Source organism: Dyella marensis (assembly GCF_049532885.1).
Classification (GTDB): Bacteria; Pseudomonadota; Gammaproteobacteria; order Xanthomonadales; family Rhodanobacteraceae; genus Dyella_D; species Dyella_D marensis.
In genome coordinates, this window is record NZ_CP064029.1 from 1,195,004 (window position 1) to 1,213,872 (window position 18,869).

General features: G+C 66.5%; 12 protein-coding genes and 1 tRNA gene. 11 read left to right on the top strand and 2 right to left on the bottom strand.

All coding sequences use genetic code 11. From position 1 onward, the window contains the following. The first annotated feature begins 71 nt into the window (after nucleotides 1–71). From ISN75_RS05165 to ISN75_RS05175, 3 genes are all read left to right on the top strand, one after another. A tRNA-Ala gene (locus ISN75_RS05165) sits at nucleotides 72–142 on the top strand. A gap of 470 nt (nucleotides 143–612) precedes the next feature. Next, complete coding sequence (locus ISN75_RS05170; RefSeq protein ID WP_343820818.1) at nucleotides 613–1,737, top strand: slipin family protein; 1,125 nt, start codon at nucleotides 613–615, stop codon at nucleotides 1,735–1,737. Between the two features lie 54 nt (nucleotides 1,738–1,791). After that, entirely contained in the window at nucleotides 1,792–3,003 is a 1,212-nt protein-coding gene (locus ISN75_RS05175; RefSeq protein ID WP_343820816.1) for an RtcB family protein, read from the top strand. Nucleotides 3,004–3,209: 206 nt separating this feature from the next. Here the strand turns inward: ISN75_RS05175 and ISN75_RS05180 are convergent, their stop codons facing one another. Next, a complete protein-coding gene (locus tag ISN75_RS05180; RefSeq protein ID WP_343820815.1) occupies nucleotides 3,210–3,524 on the bottom strand; it encodes a hypothetical protein in 315 nt (104 codons plus the stop codon). A 750-nt stretch (nucleotides 3,525–4,274) separates the two neighbouring features. Between ISN75_RS05180 and ISN75_RS05185 the strand changes: the two genes are divergently transcribed. The 8 genes from ISN75_RS05185 to ISN75_RS05220 all read left to right on the top strand — a co-directional run bounded on the left by ISN75_RS05185 (nucleotide 4,275) and on the right by ISN75_RS05220 (nucleotide 17,546). Continuing rightward, on the top strand, nucleotides 4,275–5,438 hold the full coding sequence (locus ISN75_RS05185) for a DUF3142 domain-containing protein (RefSeq protein ID WP_343820813.1): 1,164 nt from the start codon (nucleotides 4,275–4,277) through the stop codon (nucleotides 5,436–5,438). 67 nt (nucleotides 5,439–5,505) lie between these two features. Next, nucleotides 5,506–7,938, top strand: coding sequence for a hypothetical protein (locus ISN75_RS05190; RefSeq protein ID WP_343820811.1), 2,433 nt, complete (start codon nucleotides 5,506–5,508; stop codon nucleotides 7,936–7,938). A 73-nt stretch (nucleotides 7,939–8,011) separates the two neighbouring features. Beyond that, nucleotides 8,012–9,040: a tRNA preQ1(34) S-adenosylmethionine ribosyltransferase-isomerase QueA gene (gene queA, locus ISN75_RS05195; protein ID WP_168649068.1), complete on the top strand. Its 1,029-nt coding sequence runs from the start codon at nucleotides 8,012–8,014 to the stop codon at nucleotides 9,038–9,040. Between the two features lie 140 nt (nucleotides 9,041–9,180). Then, nucleotides 9,181–10,311 carry a tRNA guanosine(34) transglycosylase Tgt gene (gene tgt / locus ISN75_RS05200; RefSeq protein ID WP_343820809.1) on the top strand — a complete coding sequence of 377 codons (1,131 nt, stop codon included), beginning with the start codon at nucleotides 9,181–9,183 and terminating at the stop codon, nucleotides 10,309–10,311. A gap of 310 nt (nucleotides 10,312–10,621) precedes the next feature. Further along, a complete protein-coding gene (yajC, locus tag ISN75_RS05205) occupies nucleotides 10,622–10,960 on the top strand; it encodes a preprotein translocase subunit YajC (protein ID WP_343820807.1) in 339 nt (112 codons plus the stop codon). A gap of 117 nt (nucleotides 10,961–11,077) precedes the next feature. Continuing rightward, on the top strand, nucleotides 11,078–12,949 hold the full coding sequence (gene secD / locus ISN75_RS05210; protein ID WP_167252171.1) for a protein translocase subunit SecD: 1,872 nt from the start codon (nucleotides 11,078–11,080) through the stop codon (nucleotides 12,947–12,949). A gap of 16 nt (nucleotides 12,950–12,965) precedes the next feature. Then, a complete protein-coding gene (gene secF, locus ISN75_RS05215; RefSeq protein ID WP_167252170.1) occupies nucleotides 12,966–13,919 on the top strand; it encodes a protein translocase subunit SecF in 954 nt (317 codons plus the stop codon). 534 nt (nucleotides 13,920–14,453) lie between these two features. Beyond that, nucleotides 14,454–17,546, top strand: coding sequence for a TonB-dependent receptor (locus ISN75_RS05220; RefSeq protein WP_343820805.1), 3,093 nt, complete (start codon nucleotides 14,454–14,456; stop codon nucleotides 17,544–17,546). Nucleotides 17,547–17,668: 122 nt separating this feature from the next. Here the strand turns inward: ISN75_RS05220 and ISN75_RS05225 are convergent, their stop codons facing one another. Further along, nucleotides 17,669–18,772, bottom strand: a complete 1,104-nt coding sequence (locus ISN75_RS05225; RefSeq protein ID WP_168649072.1) for a sterol desaturase family protein — start codon at nucleotides 18,770–18,772, stop codon at nucleotides 17,669–17,671. Between the last annotated feature and the right edge of the window lie 97 nt (nucleotides 18,773–18,869).

Genomic DNA, 18,869 nt, shown 5'->3' on the forward strand with positions numbered 1-18,869 from the left:
TTCCAAGCCCCGTCCGGTGCGCGCGGCTATGCCGGCAGCGTATGCCGGGCCTGCACGTTCGGTGTTTCGCAAAGACGTTAGCTCAGTCGGGTAGAGCATTGGCTTCGCTTGCCATTGGACGCCGGTTCGAATCCGGCACGTCGCCGATTTGGATAGCTCAGACGGGTAGAGCACCGGCATCGGATGCCGGCTGTCGCGGGTTCGAATCCCGCTCCAAGACACCGGGAGCGCAAGCTCCCTCACCAGGAAGCGCCCCGCGCGGCGCGGATGGTTTCATCAAGGACGATGAGCCATCGGCGCCGCAGCGCCAGCCACGCCGGACCGTCGTCCCGATCACAGGCCGACGTCCGCCGGCAAGCGGCCGGTTCGCCGTGCCGCGGACGGTGTCCGTCGCCCCGAGGGAGGCGCGACGGTCCCGCGTCGCCAGCGCCAGGGGTGCTTCCACCCTATGAATGAATTCGGCCATGAAAAGGTTGGTGGCCGATTATCCCGCGAGGGATGGGTTTCTACGCCCTGCGGATTATCAAACAGGATTTTCGCGCGCCCCGGTCCGTCCGTGCGAAAGGCATTAATCGAAGGCGGCCCGCATTAAGGGATAAAGGAGTCATTCCCATGTTCTGGATCAAGCAAATCGTGGTCGGCGACGGCGAGCGCGGTTTGCTGTACCGCAACCGTCGACTGCAGCGCGTGCTCGCCCCGGGCCTGTACCGCTATTTCGATCCGCTCAACCGTGTAGCCGTGGTGCTGCACAACGTGGCGCGGGCCGAATACGCCGGCAGCGACGCCGAGGTGCTGATGGCGGGGATGGATACGCGGCTGGCGCCGCGCTTCCTGATCGCCGACGTTGGCGTGGACCAGGTCGGCCTGGTGCTGAAGAACGGCAAGCTGGAAGACGTGCTCGCGCCGGGTACCCGCAAGCTGTACTGGAAAGAGCTGGTGCCGGTGGAACTGCGCCTGCTACCGCTGGCCGGCACGCTGGAGGTTCCGGCCGACGTGGCCAACCGCCTGCGCCAGCTCGGCGTGTTGTCGAAAATCGCCCTGGTGGTGGAGGTGCCGGCGGAATCGGCGGGCCTGTTGTTCCTGGACGGCAAGCTGGTACGCACGCTGGCGCCGGGCAGCTACGCGTTCTGGCAGTTCCGGAAGAACGTGGCCGCCGAGGTGATCGAGCTGCGCGTGCAGTCGCTGGAAGTGTCGGGCCAGGAACTGCTGACCCGCGACAAGGTGAGCCTGCGCGTGAACCTGGCCGCCAGCCTGCGCGTGACCGACCCGGTCGCCGCGCGTACCAAGGTGGCCAAGTACGGCGACTACATCTACCGCGAGCTGCAGTACGGGCTGCGCAAGGCGGTGTCGTCCAAGACGCTGGACGAGCTGCTCGGCGACAAGGCCTCGCTCGACGCCGACATCTTCGCCTACGTGTACAGCCGCGTGGCCGAGCTGGGCGTGGAAGTGCTGGGCGTCGGCATCAAGGACGTGATCCTGCCGGGCGAGATGAAGGACATCCTCAACAGCGTGGTGCAGGCGGAGAAGGCGGCCCAGGCCAACGTGATCCGCCGCCGCGAGGAGGCGAACGCCACGCGTTCCCTGCTCAATACCGCCAGGCTGATCGAGGAAAGCCCGGTGTTGATGCGCCTGAAAGAACTGGAGGCGCTGGAGAAGGTCACCGAGAAGATCGACAAGCTGACCGTGTTCGGCGGCCTGGATGGCGTGCTGAAACAGCTGGTGACCCTCAAGGAGTAAAACAGCCGGTGCGGCGGAAGGAATCGCCGCAGCGGCCCTTAAGGAACGACAAACATGAGTAGCGAAACTTCATATCAATTACTGCACGCCGAAGGCGCCAAGCCGATCAAGGGCTGGGTCGACGGCGTGCCGCTGGAAGCGCAGGCGCACGCGCAGCTGCGCAACATCGCGGCCCTGCCGTTCGTCGGCCCGTGGGTGGCGGTGATGCCCGACGTGCACCTGGGCAAGGGCGCCACGGTGGGCTCGGTGGTGCCGACGCGCGGCGCCATCATTCCGGCCGCGGTCGGCGTGGACATCGGCTGCGGTATGGCCGCAGTGCGGACCACGCTGCGCGCAGCGGACTTGCCGGAGAGACTGGCCCAGCTGCGTTCGAGCATCGAGCGCGGCGTGCCGGTGGGCAATGGCGAGCACCGCAGGATACCGGACGGCATCGGCACGCGGCTGGTGCAGTCCGGGCTGGCGCAGCGGCTGGAGCTGATCAAGGCGAAGCATCGCAAGATCCGCACCGACAAGATCGAGCGGCAACTGGGTACGCTGGGCGGCGGCAATCACTTTATCGAGCTGTGCCTGGACGAAGAGGAGCGCGTGTGGGTGATGTTGCACTCCGGTTCGCGCGGCACCGGCAACCTGATCGGTACGTACTTTATCGAGCGGGCGCGCGAACAGCTGGCGCATCGCGTGCTGGGCTTCCACCTGCCGGACCGCGACCTGGCCTTCTTCATGGAAGGCGAGCCGCTGTTCGACGATTACGTGGAAGCGGTGTCCTGGGCGCAGGACTACGCCCGCCACAACCGCGAAGCGATGATGGCGCGGGTGCTGAACGAACTGCGCCACCGCCTGCCGATGTTCCAGCTCGACAAGCAGGCGGTGAACTGCCACCACAACTACGTGCAGCGCGAGACGCACTTCGGCGAATCGCTGCTGGTCACCCGCAAGGGCGCGGTCAGCGCACGTGCGGGCGAGCTGGGCATCATCCCTGGCAGCATGGGCAGCAAGAGCTACATCGTGCGCGGCAAGGGCAACGCGGACAGCTTCCACAGCTGCAGCCACGGCGCCGGCCGCGTGATGAGCCGCGGCATGGCCAAGCAGAGCATCACGCTGGCCCAGCACCGCGAGGCCACCGCGCACGTGGAGTGCCGCAAGGACGCCGGCGTGCTCGACGAATCGCCGGCGGCATACAAGTCGATCGACGCGGTGATGGCCGCGCAGATCGACCTGGTGGAGGTGGTGCATACGTTGCGGCAGGTGTTGTGTGTGAAAGGATGAGTAAACGTCAGAGGCCGAACTCTTCTCCCCTCCGGGGAGAAGATGCCGGCAGGCAGATGAGGGGCGGGTGCTCGCGGTGGCGCCTCTACGAAGATATGTAGAGCTTTGGGTTTTCGCGCCCCTCAGTTCACCGCTCCGCCCGGCCCCTCACCCCGACCCTCTCCCCGGAGGGGAGAGGGGGTTGAGAGGGTGTCGCTGGATTTGTTCTAGGAAGCGTCGCGATCATCGTCGGTGGTCGCGTGTTCCTCGCTGCGTATCTGCAGCCACTGCATCCGCAGATGCGCCTGCGTCGCGCAGCGCGTGCCCATTTCGATAAACGTCGCGATGCTTTCCAGCATGACCGGCAGGCGCTGTGTATTCACACTGCCGCGTTCGTCCACCAGTTCCGCCAATAACCGAAGCGCGTTATGCGCGTAATGCAGCCACTCGGTCGCATCGTTCAACAACGCATCCGGCCCCGCCTCCGGATCCGAAAAATATTCCACGTGGCGTGTGAGCCACGCTTCGCCAAAGATATCCATAAGCAGCTCCTTGCCATGCGCCGCCCTCGTCCCGAGAACGGCACGCCGCCGGACAGCACGGCGTGCCGCGACCATACGGACTCGAGGTTTACCGACCACCTGGAACACAGGCGCCGGACGGCTTGATTGATGAAGTGGATGGCGGCTTCAGCAGCTTTCGCCGTTGCACGAAGCAACGCGCCGGGTTTCACGGCTAGGAATCATTACCTGCGAAAACTCTTAGGCCGCGGCTCTTCAACCGTGTCCGCGAAGACGGCGGACAGTCCGATTAGCCGGCGGATGTGTCGCCCGGGGGACCGGTGAGCGTACGAGTGACGTATGATCTGGCACAGCCATGATCGACTCCCTAGAAGTTGGTAATGGTTAGCGGGTCAGGGGTGTTCCTGCACCCTTGGCCCGCGCTCTCACGACATTGCTGCCATGGTTGCCCGCGATGCGACGAAAACATTGCGCGGGCAACGCAATCACGCTAGCAGAGCAACTTAGGGTTGTCTGTAGGGCAAATCCGATTTATAGCGACGTCATTCCGGCGCAGGCCGGAATCCAGTGACGACAACGTCCGGTTGTCGCAAAAGCGCATAAGAATATGCCTTGGGACATGGCGCTCGATGTGGCGCCCTGCTACTGGATTCCGGCCTGCGCCGGAATGACGGAGTAGGAAGGTGTGCGCACACTTGCTGCGTGGGGTGCCTTTGGGATGGTGAGGAGCGTTCGATGCATTTGAATTGGACAAGGGCAGGGCATTGGCTGATGGCAGCCTTGCTTGCTGGCGCGCTTGCTGCCTGCCAACCGTCCACGCCGCTGCAGCACGACGCCTACGTCTGGCAACGCCAATGGAATCCCGCCGTCACTTCTGCGCTGACGCAATCGGCCGACGTCATTCGCGAATGGCGCGTGCTCGCGGCGCAGACCGATGCGCGCGGCGAGCTGCAGCCGGTGACGATCGATCGCGCCGCGCTCGCAGCAACGCAGCGGCCGGTGGTGCTGGTGGTGCGTATCGATGGGCAGCTGCCGCAGTGGGATGCGGACAAGCTGCTGGCGCAGACGCTGGCGCTGCGCGCCGCGTGGAATGGCGTGCCGCTGGCCGGCATCGAGATCGACCACGACTGCGGCACGGCGCGCCTTCCTGCATACGCGGAATTTCTCGCTCGACTGAAGCACGCGCTTGGCATCACGCCGTTGTCGATCACCGCCTTGCCTGCGTGGCTCGCCTCCGATCAGCTGGAACATGTCACGGCGCAAGTCGACGAAGTGGTGCTGCAAGTCCACGCCGTGCAATCGCCCCGCGCCGGCCTGTTCGATCCGGCGCTCGCCCGCGCCTGGATCGATCGCTACGCTGCGCGCGCTCGCAAGCCGTTCCGCGTCGCGCTGCCCACCTACGGCTCGCGCGTGGCCTGGGACGAGAGCGGCCGCGTCGTCGCCATCGAAAGCGAAACGCCGCTGCTTGCCGGCGGCATGGAAGCGAGCGAGCTGGTCGCCGCGCCGGCGGAGGTGGCGAAGCTGCTGGCGGGGTTGCGCAGCGATCCGCCCAAGGGCCTGGCCGGCATCGTCTGGTTCCGCCTGCCCACCGTGCAGGACGCGCGCGCCTGGAGCCTGCCCACCTGGCACGCGGTGATGGCCGGCGCGCCGCTGAAGGAAATGCTGGCGGTGTTCTTCCAACCCGGCGGCGCGCCGGGCGCGGCCGACGTCGTGCTGCGCAATGACGGCGAGGTGGATGCGCGCCTGCCGGCGCGCATCGCGCTGCCGGCGGCCTGCAGCATCGCCGACGGCGTCAACGGCTACGTGCTGGATCGCCGCGGCGGCCGCCCGTTCTTGCGACGCGAACGCGACGGCTGGCTGCGCGCGCATTACCAGCGCGCGATCGGCTGGGCGCGCTGCGGCGGCGTTTCGGAACAACCCACGCTGGCGCCCTGATCCGGCTATTCCGCTGCGGCGTCTTTCCCCGCATCATTCACCGTCTACTTGAGGGGACGGAGTTCCGATGTACAAGCGCCAATGGATTGCCGCCGGCCTGCTCGCCGGCATCGCCGCCGCCACGGTATGGGCCTGCGGCCCGGATTTCCCCAGCCAGCTGCTGGACCATCGCGAGCTCACCCTGAAGGCCACGCCGCAGAACAGCTTCGCCTTCGAGGCGGCCAGCCTGTTGCCGGCCACCGACAAGCTGCCGGGCGACGAGCCGGGCGAGGCGCCCAAGGCCGACGACGCGGCGGCCATGGCCAGGTGGCTGGGCCTGGCGCCGGCGCAGTGGCAGCAGCTGGCTGAGCTGCGCCAGCTGCAGAGCGGCGCCGAGGTTTACGAGAAGGGCAAGGGCTTGCCGGAGGACTTGCGTCTGTACGTCGCGGGTGCCGAGGATTTCGAGATCGCGCAGAGCGCCTGCGAAGGCGACGGTGCGGCGAGCGAAGACGCGCCGCCGGCCGCCGCGCACTGCATGGTGTCCAGCGGCCCGGCGATGGACCAGGCCGTCGCCAGTTTCGAAAAAGTGCTGGCCCTGCCGCCGGAGCAGGCGAAGCTGCGCTCGGTGTGGGCGGCCTACATGCTCGGCCGCATCCATGCCGAGCGCGCGCTCGACCAGGCCGGTGATGCCGCCGCGTTCAAGCGCGAGCGCGAGGCCGCGGCCAAGGCCTTCCAGCAGGCGCGCGCGCGTGCGCTGGACGGCGGCAGCGACACGCAGGGGCTGGCGCTGTCCAGCTTCGGCGAAGAAGCGCGCCTGCATCTGTTCGTCGACGGCAAGCGCTGCGGCTGGAACGAGATCGCGGGGCCGGACAACGACTGCGGCGTGCGTCTTGCGCCGGACGATCTGAAGCACGCCATCACGCTGTATGCCGCGCAGGCCGGGCATGGCTCGGGCAGCGCCGTGCAGTCGCTGTCGATCCTGGCCAATACGGCGCTGCGCGACGACACGCTCGCCGCCGCCCTGATCGACCATCCGCTCTCGCAGCGCCTGCTGGTGATCTATGCGCTGGCGCGCGTCGACGACGTGGTCAGCGAAGCGGCCGACGGCAAGAGCATGACTACCAAGCCCAATCCCAACCTGGTGGCGCTGGTGGCGGCGATCGAGCAGCGCGGGCTGGAGCATGTGGAAGGCGCCGACCGCCTGGCCGCGCTGGCTTATCGCGCGGGCCGCTACGACCTCGCCGCCAAGCTGGTCGACAAGGCGCCCGGCCCGCTGTCGAGCTGGGTGCGCGCCAAGCTGGCGTTGCAGAAGGGCGACCTCGCCGCGGCGACGGCGGCCTATGCCGAAGCGGTGAAGGCTTTCCCCAAGGCGAACGACCCGAAGGCCAGCATCGACCCGGACAACACCCATCTGCTGGTCGGCGAGCAGGGCGTGCTGGCGCTGGCCCGCGGCGAATACGTCGAGGCGATGGGGCGGCTGTACGACGCGGCGATCGCGGTGGGCGGCAGCGGCAACGTGTTCTATCCCGACGACGAAACCAGCGGCATCGGTTTCGGCAACGACGTGACTTACCTGGCCGAGCGCGTGCTCACCATCGACGAGCTGAAGAGCTTCGTCGACGCGCGCGTGCCGGCGTCGGCGCCGCCGGCCCCGGCCAAGGCGGGCTCCGCCGCGCCGAGCTACTACCCCGGCTCGGCGCCGTTCGGCGACACCCTGCGCTGGACGCTGGCGCGGCGCCTGATGCGGGCCGGCCGCTACGACGAAGCGCAGAACTATCTCCCGGCCAGCGGCGACGAGCGCTTCGGCAAGGACGACCTGCGCGCCAAGGCGCGCGAGTTCGCCCAGGACCTGCACGACGCCGAGCACGCCTGGACCGATATCGGCAAGGCCGAGGCGCGCTACCGCGCGGCGGCGATCCAGCGCGAGCTGGGCATGGAGCTGTTCGGCTATGAGCAGGGGCCGGACTACAACGACATGGGCGGCGGCTTCCAGGGCGGCAGCGGGCATAGCGCGGACGATCTGAAGCAGTCCTTCGTCACCGACGGCGAGCGCCAGCGCTACGCCGACACCGCGCCCAAGCCGGACCGCCGCTTCCACTACCGCTATCTGGCCGCCGACCGCGCGGCTACTGCAGCCGACCTGCTGCCGCCGCGCTCGCAAGCCTTCGCCGCAGTGCTGTGCAAGGCCAGCGGCTGGATGCTGGAAGGCCCGCCGGACTACGGCGATAACGGCGACGGCACGCCGCCGGTGGTGCCGCAGCGGCTGCTCAAGGCCAAGGCGCTGTACGACCGCTACGTGAAGCAGGGGCCGTACGTGCCCTGGGCCGAGAACTTCGGCGAAAGCTGCCCGGAGCCGGATTTCGCCAGCGCGCGGGTGATGCAGCGGCATCTTTATGTGGTGAAGGCCAGGCGCGCGCTGCGGCATAACGTGCCGTTGCTTGCCGGCGGCCTGGTGCTGCTGATCGGCATCGCCAGTTTTGCCATCGTGCGCCGCCGTAAAAAGGCGGCCCGAACCGCCTGAAGCGTGCCGGCGCGGCCGGGCTGCGGGATAATGCGGCGTTTCCCGCCGCCCGCGGCCCCTGCCGAGCCCACCGTTGAAGAAGTCAGATTTCGATTTCGAGCTGCCGCCCGAACTGATCGCCCAGGCCCCGCTGCCGGAGCGCACGGCCAGCCGCCTGCTGCTGCTGGACACCCAGGCGCAGTCGCTGCAGGACCGCATGTTCCGCGACCTGCCCGGGCTGCTGCGCGCGGGCGACCTGCTGATCCTCAACGACACCCGCGTGCTGCCGGCGCGGCTGTACGGGCGCAAGGAAAGCGGCGGCGCAGTGGAGATTTTGCTGGAGCGCGTCACCGGCGCGCACGAGGCGATCGCCCAGCTGGGCGTGAGCAAGAAGCCGAAAGAGGGCGGCCGCATCGAGCTGGCCGACGGCAGCCACGCGGTGGTGCTGGGCCGCGACGGCCAGTTCTTCCGCCTGCGCTTCGAATCGCCCGAGCCGCTGGAACGCCTGCTGCGCCGCCTGGGCGAGATGCCGCTGCCGCCGTATATCGAGCGCCATGCCGATGCCAGCGACCTGGAGCGCTACCAGACGGTGTTCGCGCGCGAGCCCGGCGCGGTGGCCGCGCCCACCGCCGGCCTGCATTTCGACGAGGCCATGCTGGCGCAGCTGCGCGAGCTGGGCGTGGAGTTCGGCTATGTGACCCTGCATGTCGGCGCCGGCACCTTCCAGCCGGTGCGCGCGGACGACATCAAGGACCACCAGATGCACCGCGAATGGCTCAACGTCGGCGCGGGGCTGGTGGAGCAGGTGCGCCGCACCAGGGCGCGCGGCGGGCGGGTGATCGCGGTGGGCACCACCGTGGTGCGCGCGCTGGAGAGCGCCTGCCGCGACGGCGAGCTGCGCCCGTTCGCGGGCGAGACGCAGATCTTCATCTTCCCCGGCTACAGGTTCAGCAGCATCGACGGCCTGATCACCAACTTCCACCTGCCGCAGTCGACCCTGCTGATGCTGGTGTCCGCGCTGGCGGGGCGGGAGTTCGTGCTGCAGGCGTACCGGCATGCGGTGGCGCAGCGGTATCGGTTCTTCTCGTATGGGGACGCCATGATGATCCTGCCCCGCAGCTGACGTAGGTTGGGGTGAGCCAAAGGCGAACCCCAACATGGGCGCTGGATGTGACATCCCGTTGGGGTTCGCCTTCGGCTCACCCCAACCTACGCCGGGCGGTATTTCGCGCGGGCAAGGCCCAAAACCGCCATAATCCGCCGATGACTTCCCTCCGTTTCGACATCTCCGCCACCGACGGCGCGGCCCGGCGTGGCCGGCTTACTTTCGACCGCGGCACGGTGGAAACCCCGGCTTTCATGCCGGTGGGCACCTATGGCTCGGTCAAGGCAATGACGCCGCGCGACATCGTGGAGATCGGCGCCGAGATCATCCTGGGCAACACCTTTCACCTGTATCTGCGGCCGGGGCTGGAGATCGTGGAGCAGTTTGGCGGGCTGCACCGCTTTATCGGCTGGGACAAGCCCATCCTCACCGACTCCGGCGGCTTCCAGGTGTTCTCGCTGGCGCACAAGCGCAAGATCACCGAAGAGGGCGTGACCTTCGCCTCGCCGGTGGATGGTTCCAAAGTGTTCCTCTCGCCCGAGGAATCCATGCGCATCCAGAAGACGCTGGATTCGGACGTGGCGATGATCTTCGATGAGTGCACGCCGTATCCGGCCACCGAGCAGGTGGCGTCCACCTCGATGGAGCTGAGCCTGCGCTGGGCCGAGCGCTCGCGCCGCGCCTTCGACGATCTGCGCAACCCCAACTCGCTGTTCGGCATCGTGCAGGGCAGCGTGTACGAGAACCTGCGCCGCCGCTCCGCCGAGGGCCTGGTCGGCATCGGCTTCGACGGCTACGCGGTGGGCGGCCTGGCGGTGGGCGAGCCGGAGGCCGAGCGCAACCACACCCTGGACTTCACCGTGCCGCTGCTGCCGCAGGACAAGCCGCGCTATCTGATGGGCGTGGGCCGGCCGGAGGACATCGTCGAGGCGGTGCGCCGCGGCATCGACATGTTCGACTGCGTGATGCCCACCCGCAACGCGCGCAACGGCTTCCTGTTCACCGACGAAGGCACCCTGCGCATCCGCAACGCCAAGTACGCGATGGACACGCGGGTGATCGAGGAAGGCTGCGACTGCTACGCCTGCGCCGGCGGCTTCAGCCGCGCCTACCTGCGCCACCTGGACCGCTGCAACGAGATCCTGGCCAGCCAGCTCGCCACCATGCACAACCTGCGGCATTACCAGCGGCTGATGGCGGGACTGCGCGAGGCGATCGCCGCCGGGAAGCTGGAGGAGTTCGTGGCGGAGTTCTATGCGAAGCGGGCGCGGCCGAACGGCAGCACCTGATGGCGGCGTAGGTTGGGGTGAGCCAGGCCTGCCCCCTCTCCCCTCCGGGGAGAGGGCTGGGGTGAGGGGCCGGTCGGAGCGGGGCGCTGACGTTCGCGACGAACTAAAAAGCTTTTGCCCGCTCTGAAGAGGCGCCATCGCGAGCCCCGGCCCCTCATCTGCCTGCCGGCATCTTCTCCCCGGAGGGGAGAAGAGTTCCACAGCGGAACGGGTCGTGTGCGTGAGAGCCTGGGCGCATGGCATAATCCACGATCTTTTTCAGGCCTCTGGCAGAAATTTCAGCCGGGACCGCTACTTACGAGACAAGAAGATGAACTTTCCCAGCACTTTCCTGATCGCCCAGGCAGCACCGGCCGCCGGTGCCCAGGCGCCGAACCCGCTGATGACCTTCGGTCCGCTGATCCTGCTGTTCGTGGTGTTCTACTTCCTGATGATCCGCCCGCAGATGAAGCGGCAGAAGGAGCACCGCGCCATGGTCACGGCCCTGGCCAAGGGCGACGAAGTGGTGACCAACGGTGGCCTGGCCGGCCGCGTGGACGAGGTGGACGAGTCCTTCATCACCCTCGAGATCGCGCCGAACGTGAAGATCAAGGTGCAGAAGGGCGCCGTGTCCCAGGTGCTGCCGAAGGGCTCGCTGAAGTCGTCCTGAGGTCATCCGGCGGGATGTCCCGCCACAGGCCGTCCCGCGGGGGCGGACGGCCTCGCCGCAACGCGAACGATGCTACCGCCGCGGCCCCCGTGCCGCGGCTTTTGACGGATGCAAGGCATGAGTGATTTTCCTCGCTGGAAATTTTTCCTGGTCGCCATCGTTTTGGTGCTGGGCATCGTCTACGCGTTGCCTAACGCGTTCCTGCCGCAGCCGGCGGTGCAGGTCACGGCCAACCGCAACGGCGTGGTCAACCAGGCGCTGCAGGAAAAGGCGCTGTACGCGCTGAAGCAGCAGAACATCGCCTACCAGAGCGTGGAGCTGCAGAACGACCACCTGCTGGTGAGCTTCGGCAACCCCGACGTGCAGAAGAGCGCCGGCGACGCCATCAAGGCGGCGCTGGGCGACGACTACACCGTGGCCTTCAACCTCAAGTCCACCGTGCCGGGCTGGCTGTCCATGATCCATGCGCGCTCCATGCCGCTGGGCCTGGACCTGCAGGGCGGCGTGCACTTCCTGATGGAAGTGGACCAGAACGACGTGGTCGACAAGCAGGAAACGCGCTACGCCGACGACATCCGCAGCATGCTGCGCGAGAAGAACATCCGCTACGACTCGGTCAGCCGCAATGCCGTGCGCGGCCAGGGCGTGGCCGTGGTGCTGCGCTCCGCCGCCGACCGCACCGCGGCGGCCAATGCGATCGCCACCGAATACCCGGACCTCAGCACCCAGGACGGCCAGGTCACCGGCGACCGCTTCGTGCTCAACGCCGTGCTGCGCCCGGACAAGCTGCGCGAGCTGTCGCTCAACGCCGTGCGCCAGAACCTGGGCACCCTGCGCAACCGCATCAATGCGCTGGGCGTGTCCGAGCCGATCATCCAGCAGCAGGGCGACAGCCGCATCATCGTCGAGCTGGCCGGCGTGCAGGACACCGCCGAGGCCAAGAAGCTGATCGGCGCCACCGCCACCCTGGAATACCGCGCCGGCTACGGCACCCCGCAGCAGGCGGTGGATGCCAAGAACACCGGCAGCGTGCCGCCGGACGCGCGCCTGTACAAGGACACCCGCGGCAACCCGGTGCTGCTGAGCAAGAAGATCATCGTCACCGGCGACCAGCTGGTCGATGCGTCCTCGGGCAGTGACCAGACCAGCGGCTCGCCGATGGTGTCGGTCACGCTCAATGCCGCCGGCGCCAAGAAGATGCTCGACTTCACCACCAGCAACGTCGGCAAGCCGATGGGCGTGGTGTACGTCGAGCGCGTGGTCGAGACCAAGGTGGTGGACGGCAAGGAAGTGCGCACGCCGAAGATCACCGAGGAAGTGATCAACTACGCCACCGTCAACGGCGTGTTCGGCAAGAACTTCCAGACCACCGGCCTGCGCAGCGCCAAGGAAGCTTCCGAGCTGGCCCTGCTGCTGAAGGGCGGTTCGCTGGCCGCGCCGATCGACATCGTCGAGGAGCGCGTGATCGGCCCGAGCCTGGGCCAGGACAACATCGCCAAGGGCATGAAGGCCGTGCTGATCGGCCTGGGCCTGGTGCTGCTGGCCGCGGCCATCTACTACAAGCTGTTCGGCCTGGTGGCCGACATCGCGCTGTTCTTCAACCTGGTGATCCTGGTGGCGGTGATGTCGCTGGTCGGGGTGACCCTGACCATGCCGGGCATCGCCGGCATCGTGCTGACGCTGGGCATGGCGATCGACGCCAACGTGCTGATCTGCGAACGCGTGCGCGAAGAGTTGCGCAACGGTTCCTCGCCGCACGCCGCGATCCGCGCCGGCTACGAGAAGGCCTGGGCGACCATTCTGGACGCCAACGTCACCCACCTGATCGCCGCGCTGGCGCTGACCACGATGGGCTCCGGCCCGATCCGCGGCTTCGGCGTGACGCTGCTGATCGGCATCCTGACCTCGATGTTCACCTCGGTGACCCTGACCCATGCGATCACCTTGCTGATCCACGGCCACCGCAAACTCAAGACGCTGTCGGTCTGAAGAGGAACTGGCAATCATGGAAATCTTCAACCACAACGCGAACGTCAACTTCCTGGGCATGCGCAAGGTCAGCATCGGCATCGCCGTGCTGCTGATGCTGGTGTCGATCGCTCTGCTGGCTTCCCGCGGCCTCAACTACGGCCTGGACTTCACCGGCGGCATTTCCGCCGAGATCAGCTACCAGCAGCCGGTGGCCGTGGCCGACGTGCGCGAGGCGCTGGCCAAGGCGGGCATGGAGCACGCCGTGGTGCAGAGCCTGGGCGGCACCAAGGAAGTCTCGATCCGCATGCAGCCCACCGCGGCCATGCTGGACCAGGGCAAGGTGAACCTGGACAAGGTCTCGGCCGTCGTCAGCGGGGCGCTGCAGGCCGCGCGTCCCGATGCCCAGCTCAAGAGCCGCTCCTCGGTCAGCTCGCAGGTCGGCGACGAACTGCGCAGCGACGGCACCATGGCCGCGGGCCTGGTCATCCTGGGCATCGGCCTGTACCTGTGGGTGCGCTTCGAGCGGCGCTTCGCCATCGCTGCGCTGGCCACCGAGGTGCACGACGTGCTGGTGACCCTGGGCGTGCTGGTGATCACCGGCCGCGAGTTCGACCTGACCGTGCTGGCCTCGGTGCTGGCGGTGATCGGCTACTCCATCAACGACAAGGTGGTGGTGTTCGACCGTATCCGCGAGCTGTTCCGCCTGGCGCGCAAGGCCGAGCCGGTGGAAGTGCTGAACCGCTCGATCAACAGCACGCTGTCGCGGACCATCATCACCTCGCTGTTCACCGCCATCACCATGGCCGCGCTGTACTTCATCGGTGGCGCGGTGGTGCAGGGCTTCGCCATCACCATGCTGATCGGCATCCTGGTCGGTACGCTCTCGTCCATCTTCGTGGCCAGCCCGATCCTGTTGTGGCTGGGCGTGTCCAAGCAGGACCTGATGCCGCAGACCAGGGAGAACCCGGAGCTGGCGCGGCGCCCGTAAGGCATGGCGCCAGCATCCTCGGAAAGCCCGGCCTCGCGCCGGGCTTTTTTTATGCGCGGCACTGGCGCTGAGTGCGGTCATTCGATTAGCGGCTTAATCCCCGATTGCCTATTCCCAATTGAGATTAATCGCTGAGTCGCGATTACTTGCCGCATTGCCGCGCAAGATATTGCGAAGCGGCTCAATGTATTGCGGGCGCTATTTCCGGCGTTCGCAGATTCGGGCGCGGAAGAGGGGAATGGCGATGGCTTGAAAACCGCAGCGCTGTGCGATTCATTAAGTAAATGTTGACTTGATGTAACGGTCGACGTTATTTTCGGGATGTTCCTGATGCGACAGTCAGACGACAGCTTGCTTACAGCCACGGGAGGCCCGCAAGAAATCGTCGCCGCAGAGGGGAACGCAGAGGGGCAGTCTGCAGGGGGAGTTACCTACAGGCGCAGTCTTTGCAAACTTTTGGCCTATCGCCCGCATTGCGGGCGGTTTTGCTCAATTTTGCCCACACCCCACGTGGGCGTTTTCGGGGAGATCCAAATGAGTTTTCGTTCCTTGAATCGCGGCTATCTGCGTCATACGGCGCTTGCCGCTGCGCTGATCATGGCCGGCGTGTCCGGCGTTGCGTTCGGCCAGGCCACCACCGGCAACATCACCGGTCAGGCTGAAGCCGGCGACACCGTGACGATCACCAGCGCCACCGGCCTGAACCGCCAGGTGACGGTCGACGCCAGCGGCCGCTACAGCGCCACCAACCTGCCGGTCGGTTCCTACACCGTCACCCTGCAGAAGGGCGGCTCCACGGTCGACACCCGCAAGGACGTCACCCTGACCGTCGGTTCGACCACGGAAGTCTCGTTCGCCTCGGCCAACAACGCCTCGTCGCTGTCCGCCGTGACGGTGACGGCCAACGCGCTGCCGGCCATCGACGTCTCCGGCGTCGACTCGCGCACGGTGATCACCTCCCAGCAGCTGGCTCGCCTGCCGCTCGCGCGCAGCGCCGAAGCGATCGCGCTGCTGGCCCCGGGCGTGGTCCAGGGCAGCAGCTACTTCTCCGGCAACATGGGCGGCCCGCTGGTTTCGTTCGGCGGTTCGTCGGTGACGGAGAACGCGTACTACATCAACGGCTTCAACACCACCGACCCGCTGAGCGGCCTGGGCGGCCTGAGCCTGCCCTACGGCGCGATCGACCAGCAGGAAATCCTCACCGGCGGCTACGGCGCGGCTTACGGCCGTTCGGACGGCGGCGTGATCAGCCAGGTCGGCAAGCGCGGCACCAATGAGTGGCACTTCGGCGGCCAGGTCCTGTGGACCCCGACCTCGCTCGAGAGCGACCCGAAGAACTACTACTACGTCAACAAGGACGGTTCGAACGGCAAGCTCCGCCAGTACCGCAACGACAACAAGTCCTGGACCACCACGTACTCCGCCTATGTCGGCGGTCCGCTGGTCAAGGACAAGCTGTTCTTCTTCCTGGCCGCCGAATACGAGCGTGAGCAGGGCAAGAACACCAGCCTGAGCTCGGCTGCCGGCGTCGGCCCGAACACCGCTCCGTTCGTCGACCACGGCAAGATCAACAGCCCGAAGTGGTACGGCAAGCTGGACTGGAACATCACCGACAGCAACATCCTCGAAGTGACCGGCGTCTCCAACAAGACGTCGTACAACGGCACGCTGAACAACTTCGACTACGGCACGCTGAAGGAAGGCTCCTTCAACAGCTACGACACGTCGGTCAAGAACTCGTTCGATCTGTACACGACCAAGTTCACCAGCTACATCACCGATGACCTGACCCTGTCGGTGCAGTACGGCAAGATGAAGGGCAAGTACTACACCAACACCCCGGGCTACGATCCGACCAACCCGTACCTGTTCACCACGGAAAACCAGAACCCGGACATCACGGGCGGCAATCCGATCACGAACAACCAGACGGTTTCGACGATCAACCTGCCGGGTCACAAGACCACCAACACCAACCTGCGCGTCGACCTGACCTACAAGCTCGGTGACCACACCATCACCGGCGGTATCGACAACCAGGACGTGCGCAACACCGACGCCGGTACCGAATTCCCCGCCGCTGGCCTCGGCTATGCGTGGGAATACAACACCATGGACGGCGATCCGGACACCTACATCATCGGTGGCCCGGGTACCGCTCAGCCGGGTGCCGACTGGCACAACTCGCCGTGGGTGGCCAACACCGGCTCGCAGCCGGGCGGAGAGACCGGCTACTACGTGGCCCGCTACCGCTACCACGACAACGCGTCGGTCCGCGTGCAGCAGCGCGCCCAGTACCTGCAGGACGACTGGCAGATCAACGACCGCTGGCTGGTCAAGATCGGCCTGCGCAACGACCAGTTCACCAACTTCGGTGCTTCCGGTGCGCCCTACCTGCGCCTGACCAAGCCGCAGTGGGCTCCGCGCGTGGGCTTCAGCTGGGACGTCTACGGCGACTCCAGCTTCAAGGTCTACGGCAACGCCGGCCGCTACTACCTGGCGATGCCGACCAGCGTGGCCCTGCGTTCGGCGGGTTCCTCGCTGTACACCCGCGAGTACTTCACCTACACGGGTATCGACGCCAACGGCGTGCCGACCGGCCTGACCCCGATCGACACCAGCCGCGGCGCGGGCGCTCCGTTCTCCGCCAACGGCGAGTACGGCCAGCCGCGCGATCCGAACGTCGCTTCCGCGCGTGACCTGAAGTCCGAGTACCAGGACGAGTTCATCCTCGGCTTCGACAAGAAGCTGGGCGACTCGTGGGTCTACGGCGCCAAGGCCACCTACCGCAAGCTGCGCAACGCGATCGACGATATCGGCGACAACGTTTCGATCATCCGCAAGATGAACGAGCTGGGCATCGATCCGGCCACCTACGACGCCACCCAGGTGCCGGGCAGCATCCTGATCAATCCGGGCAAGAGCGCGACCTTCCTGATTCCGAAGCTCGCCGGCGGCTATTACAGCGTCCCGATGGACTGGCAGAAGGACTTCGGCTTCAACACCACGATGAAGCGCAAGTACTACGGCCTGAACCTGTTCCTGGAGCATCCGTTCGACGGCAAGTGGTACGGCCGCGTGGACTACGTGTGGTCGCATAGCTTCGGCAACTCGGAAGGCCAGGTGCGTTCGGATATCGGCCAGACCGACGTCTCGGCGACGGTGGACTGGGACTACGCCCAGGTCATGGACTACGCCAACGGCTCGCTCTCGAACGACCGCCGTCACCAGATCAAGGCCTACGGCTCGTATCAGATCGCTCCGGAGTGGATGGTTTCCGGTAACCTCGCGATCCTGTCCGGCACGCCGCGCACCTGCCTTGGCCTGTACGGCGCGGACGAGACCAATCCGGGTCTCGGCTACGGTCCGTACTACCACTTCTGCGACGGCAAGCCGTGGTCGCCTGGCACCACCCGCAACCCGTGGACCTACCTGCTGAGCGTCAGCGCCGAGTACCGTCCGGAATGGGCGGACAAGAAGCTGGGCTTCAACGTGATGGTCTACAACGTGCTGAACAAGCAGACCACCACGCAGGTCTACGCGATCTCGACCAGCTCGAGCTACCTGCGTCCGATCAGCTCGCAGACCCCGCGTTATGTCCGCTTCGGTGTGACGTACGACTTCTGATGAAGGCTGATGGCCACGGAGCTTCGGCTCCGTGGCAAGTAGAAAAGAAAGAGCCGCCGGGGAACCGGCGGCTCTTTTGTTTTGGTGCAACGGTCGGCGTCAGGCCTGCCGAATAAAACGGTTCATGCCGCCGGCGTACTCGAACTGGCCACTACGCTGTCGTCGATGACGATCGGTGGCGGGGAGGGCGGCGCCACCATGTGGTGCAGATCCAGATGTTCCACCGGTATCGGCTCATACCCCGGCCCGAACGCCACCTCGCCCAGCCTCCATCCCGCCGGCCGCCGCACCGCCCCCCAGAACCGCTTGAACGCGGCCCAGTGCAGCCCGATCAGGCCGTGCTCGTTATCGGCATCGACGGTGGGGTCGCCCACGCCCGTCGGCCGCGGCGCCATGCCGTAGAGCGAGGTGCCGAACAGCACGTCCCACACCGACAGCACCTGGCCGAAGTTGCAGTTGTGCAGGCCCGGGCGTTCCGGATCCACCAGCATATGGTGCAAGCGGTGGAATTTCGGATCGACGAACACGCGCCCGAGCACCGGTCCGAAGCCGATGCGCACGTTCGCGTGCGAGAAGTTCTGCACCAGTTCGCCCAGCAGCACCAGCCATGCGAACTGGTCCGGCTCCACGCCCATCACGATGCCGACCGTGGCCAGCACCATCGACTGCAGGAAGCCGTCGACCAGGCTGCCGCGGTCGTTGGTCCAGCAGCTCATCTGGCGCTGGCTGTGATGCATGCTGTGCAGTGCCCACCACCAGGGCAGGGCGTGCTGCAGGCGGTGCATCCAGTAATAGACGAAGTCGTAGGCCACGTAATAGCAGCCGAACAGCAGCCACGGATGCTGCTTCAGCCACGGCACCCAGTGCGTGATGGCGAGTGGCGAGACGCTGGCGTCGGAGGGGCCGGTGTCCGGGCCGCCGAAGTAATTGGCGATCGGCGTCAGCACCAGGAAGCTGAAGACCGGGAAGATGCCGACCAGCATCATCAGCGTGTACTGGAAATCCACGCGGGTGAGCTTGCGGTCGGCCCAGCGCTCGGCGGGCAGCAGGGTTTCCAGCGGGCGGAAGATCAGGCCGATGATGCCCAGCTGCAAGGTGGCGATCAGCAGCGATTCGGCGATGTCCTTGGGGTCGCCCGCCAGCCCCTGCAGATGCAGCAGCTGCAGCACGGGGAGCACGCCATGCCCGGCAAACCAATCGACGAGACGGGACCAGAGTTCGGCCATCGGCGAAACCTTGCAAGAAGAGACGGACGATCCTGCAGGTGGAATGCGGACTTGCTACAGAACCGGTCAGTACAGAATAGCGCCGGGCGGCGCTGCC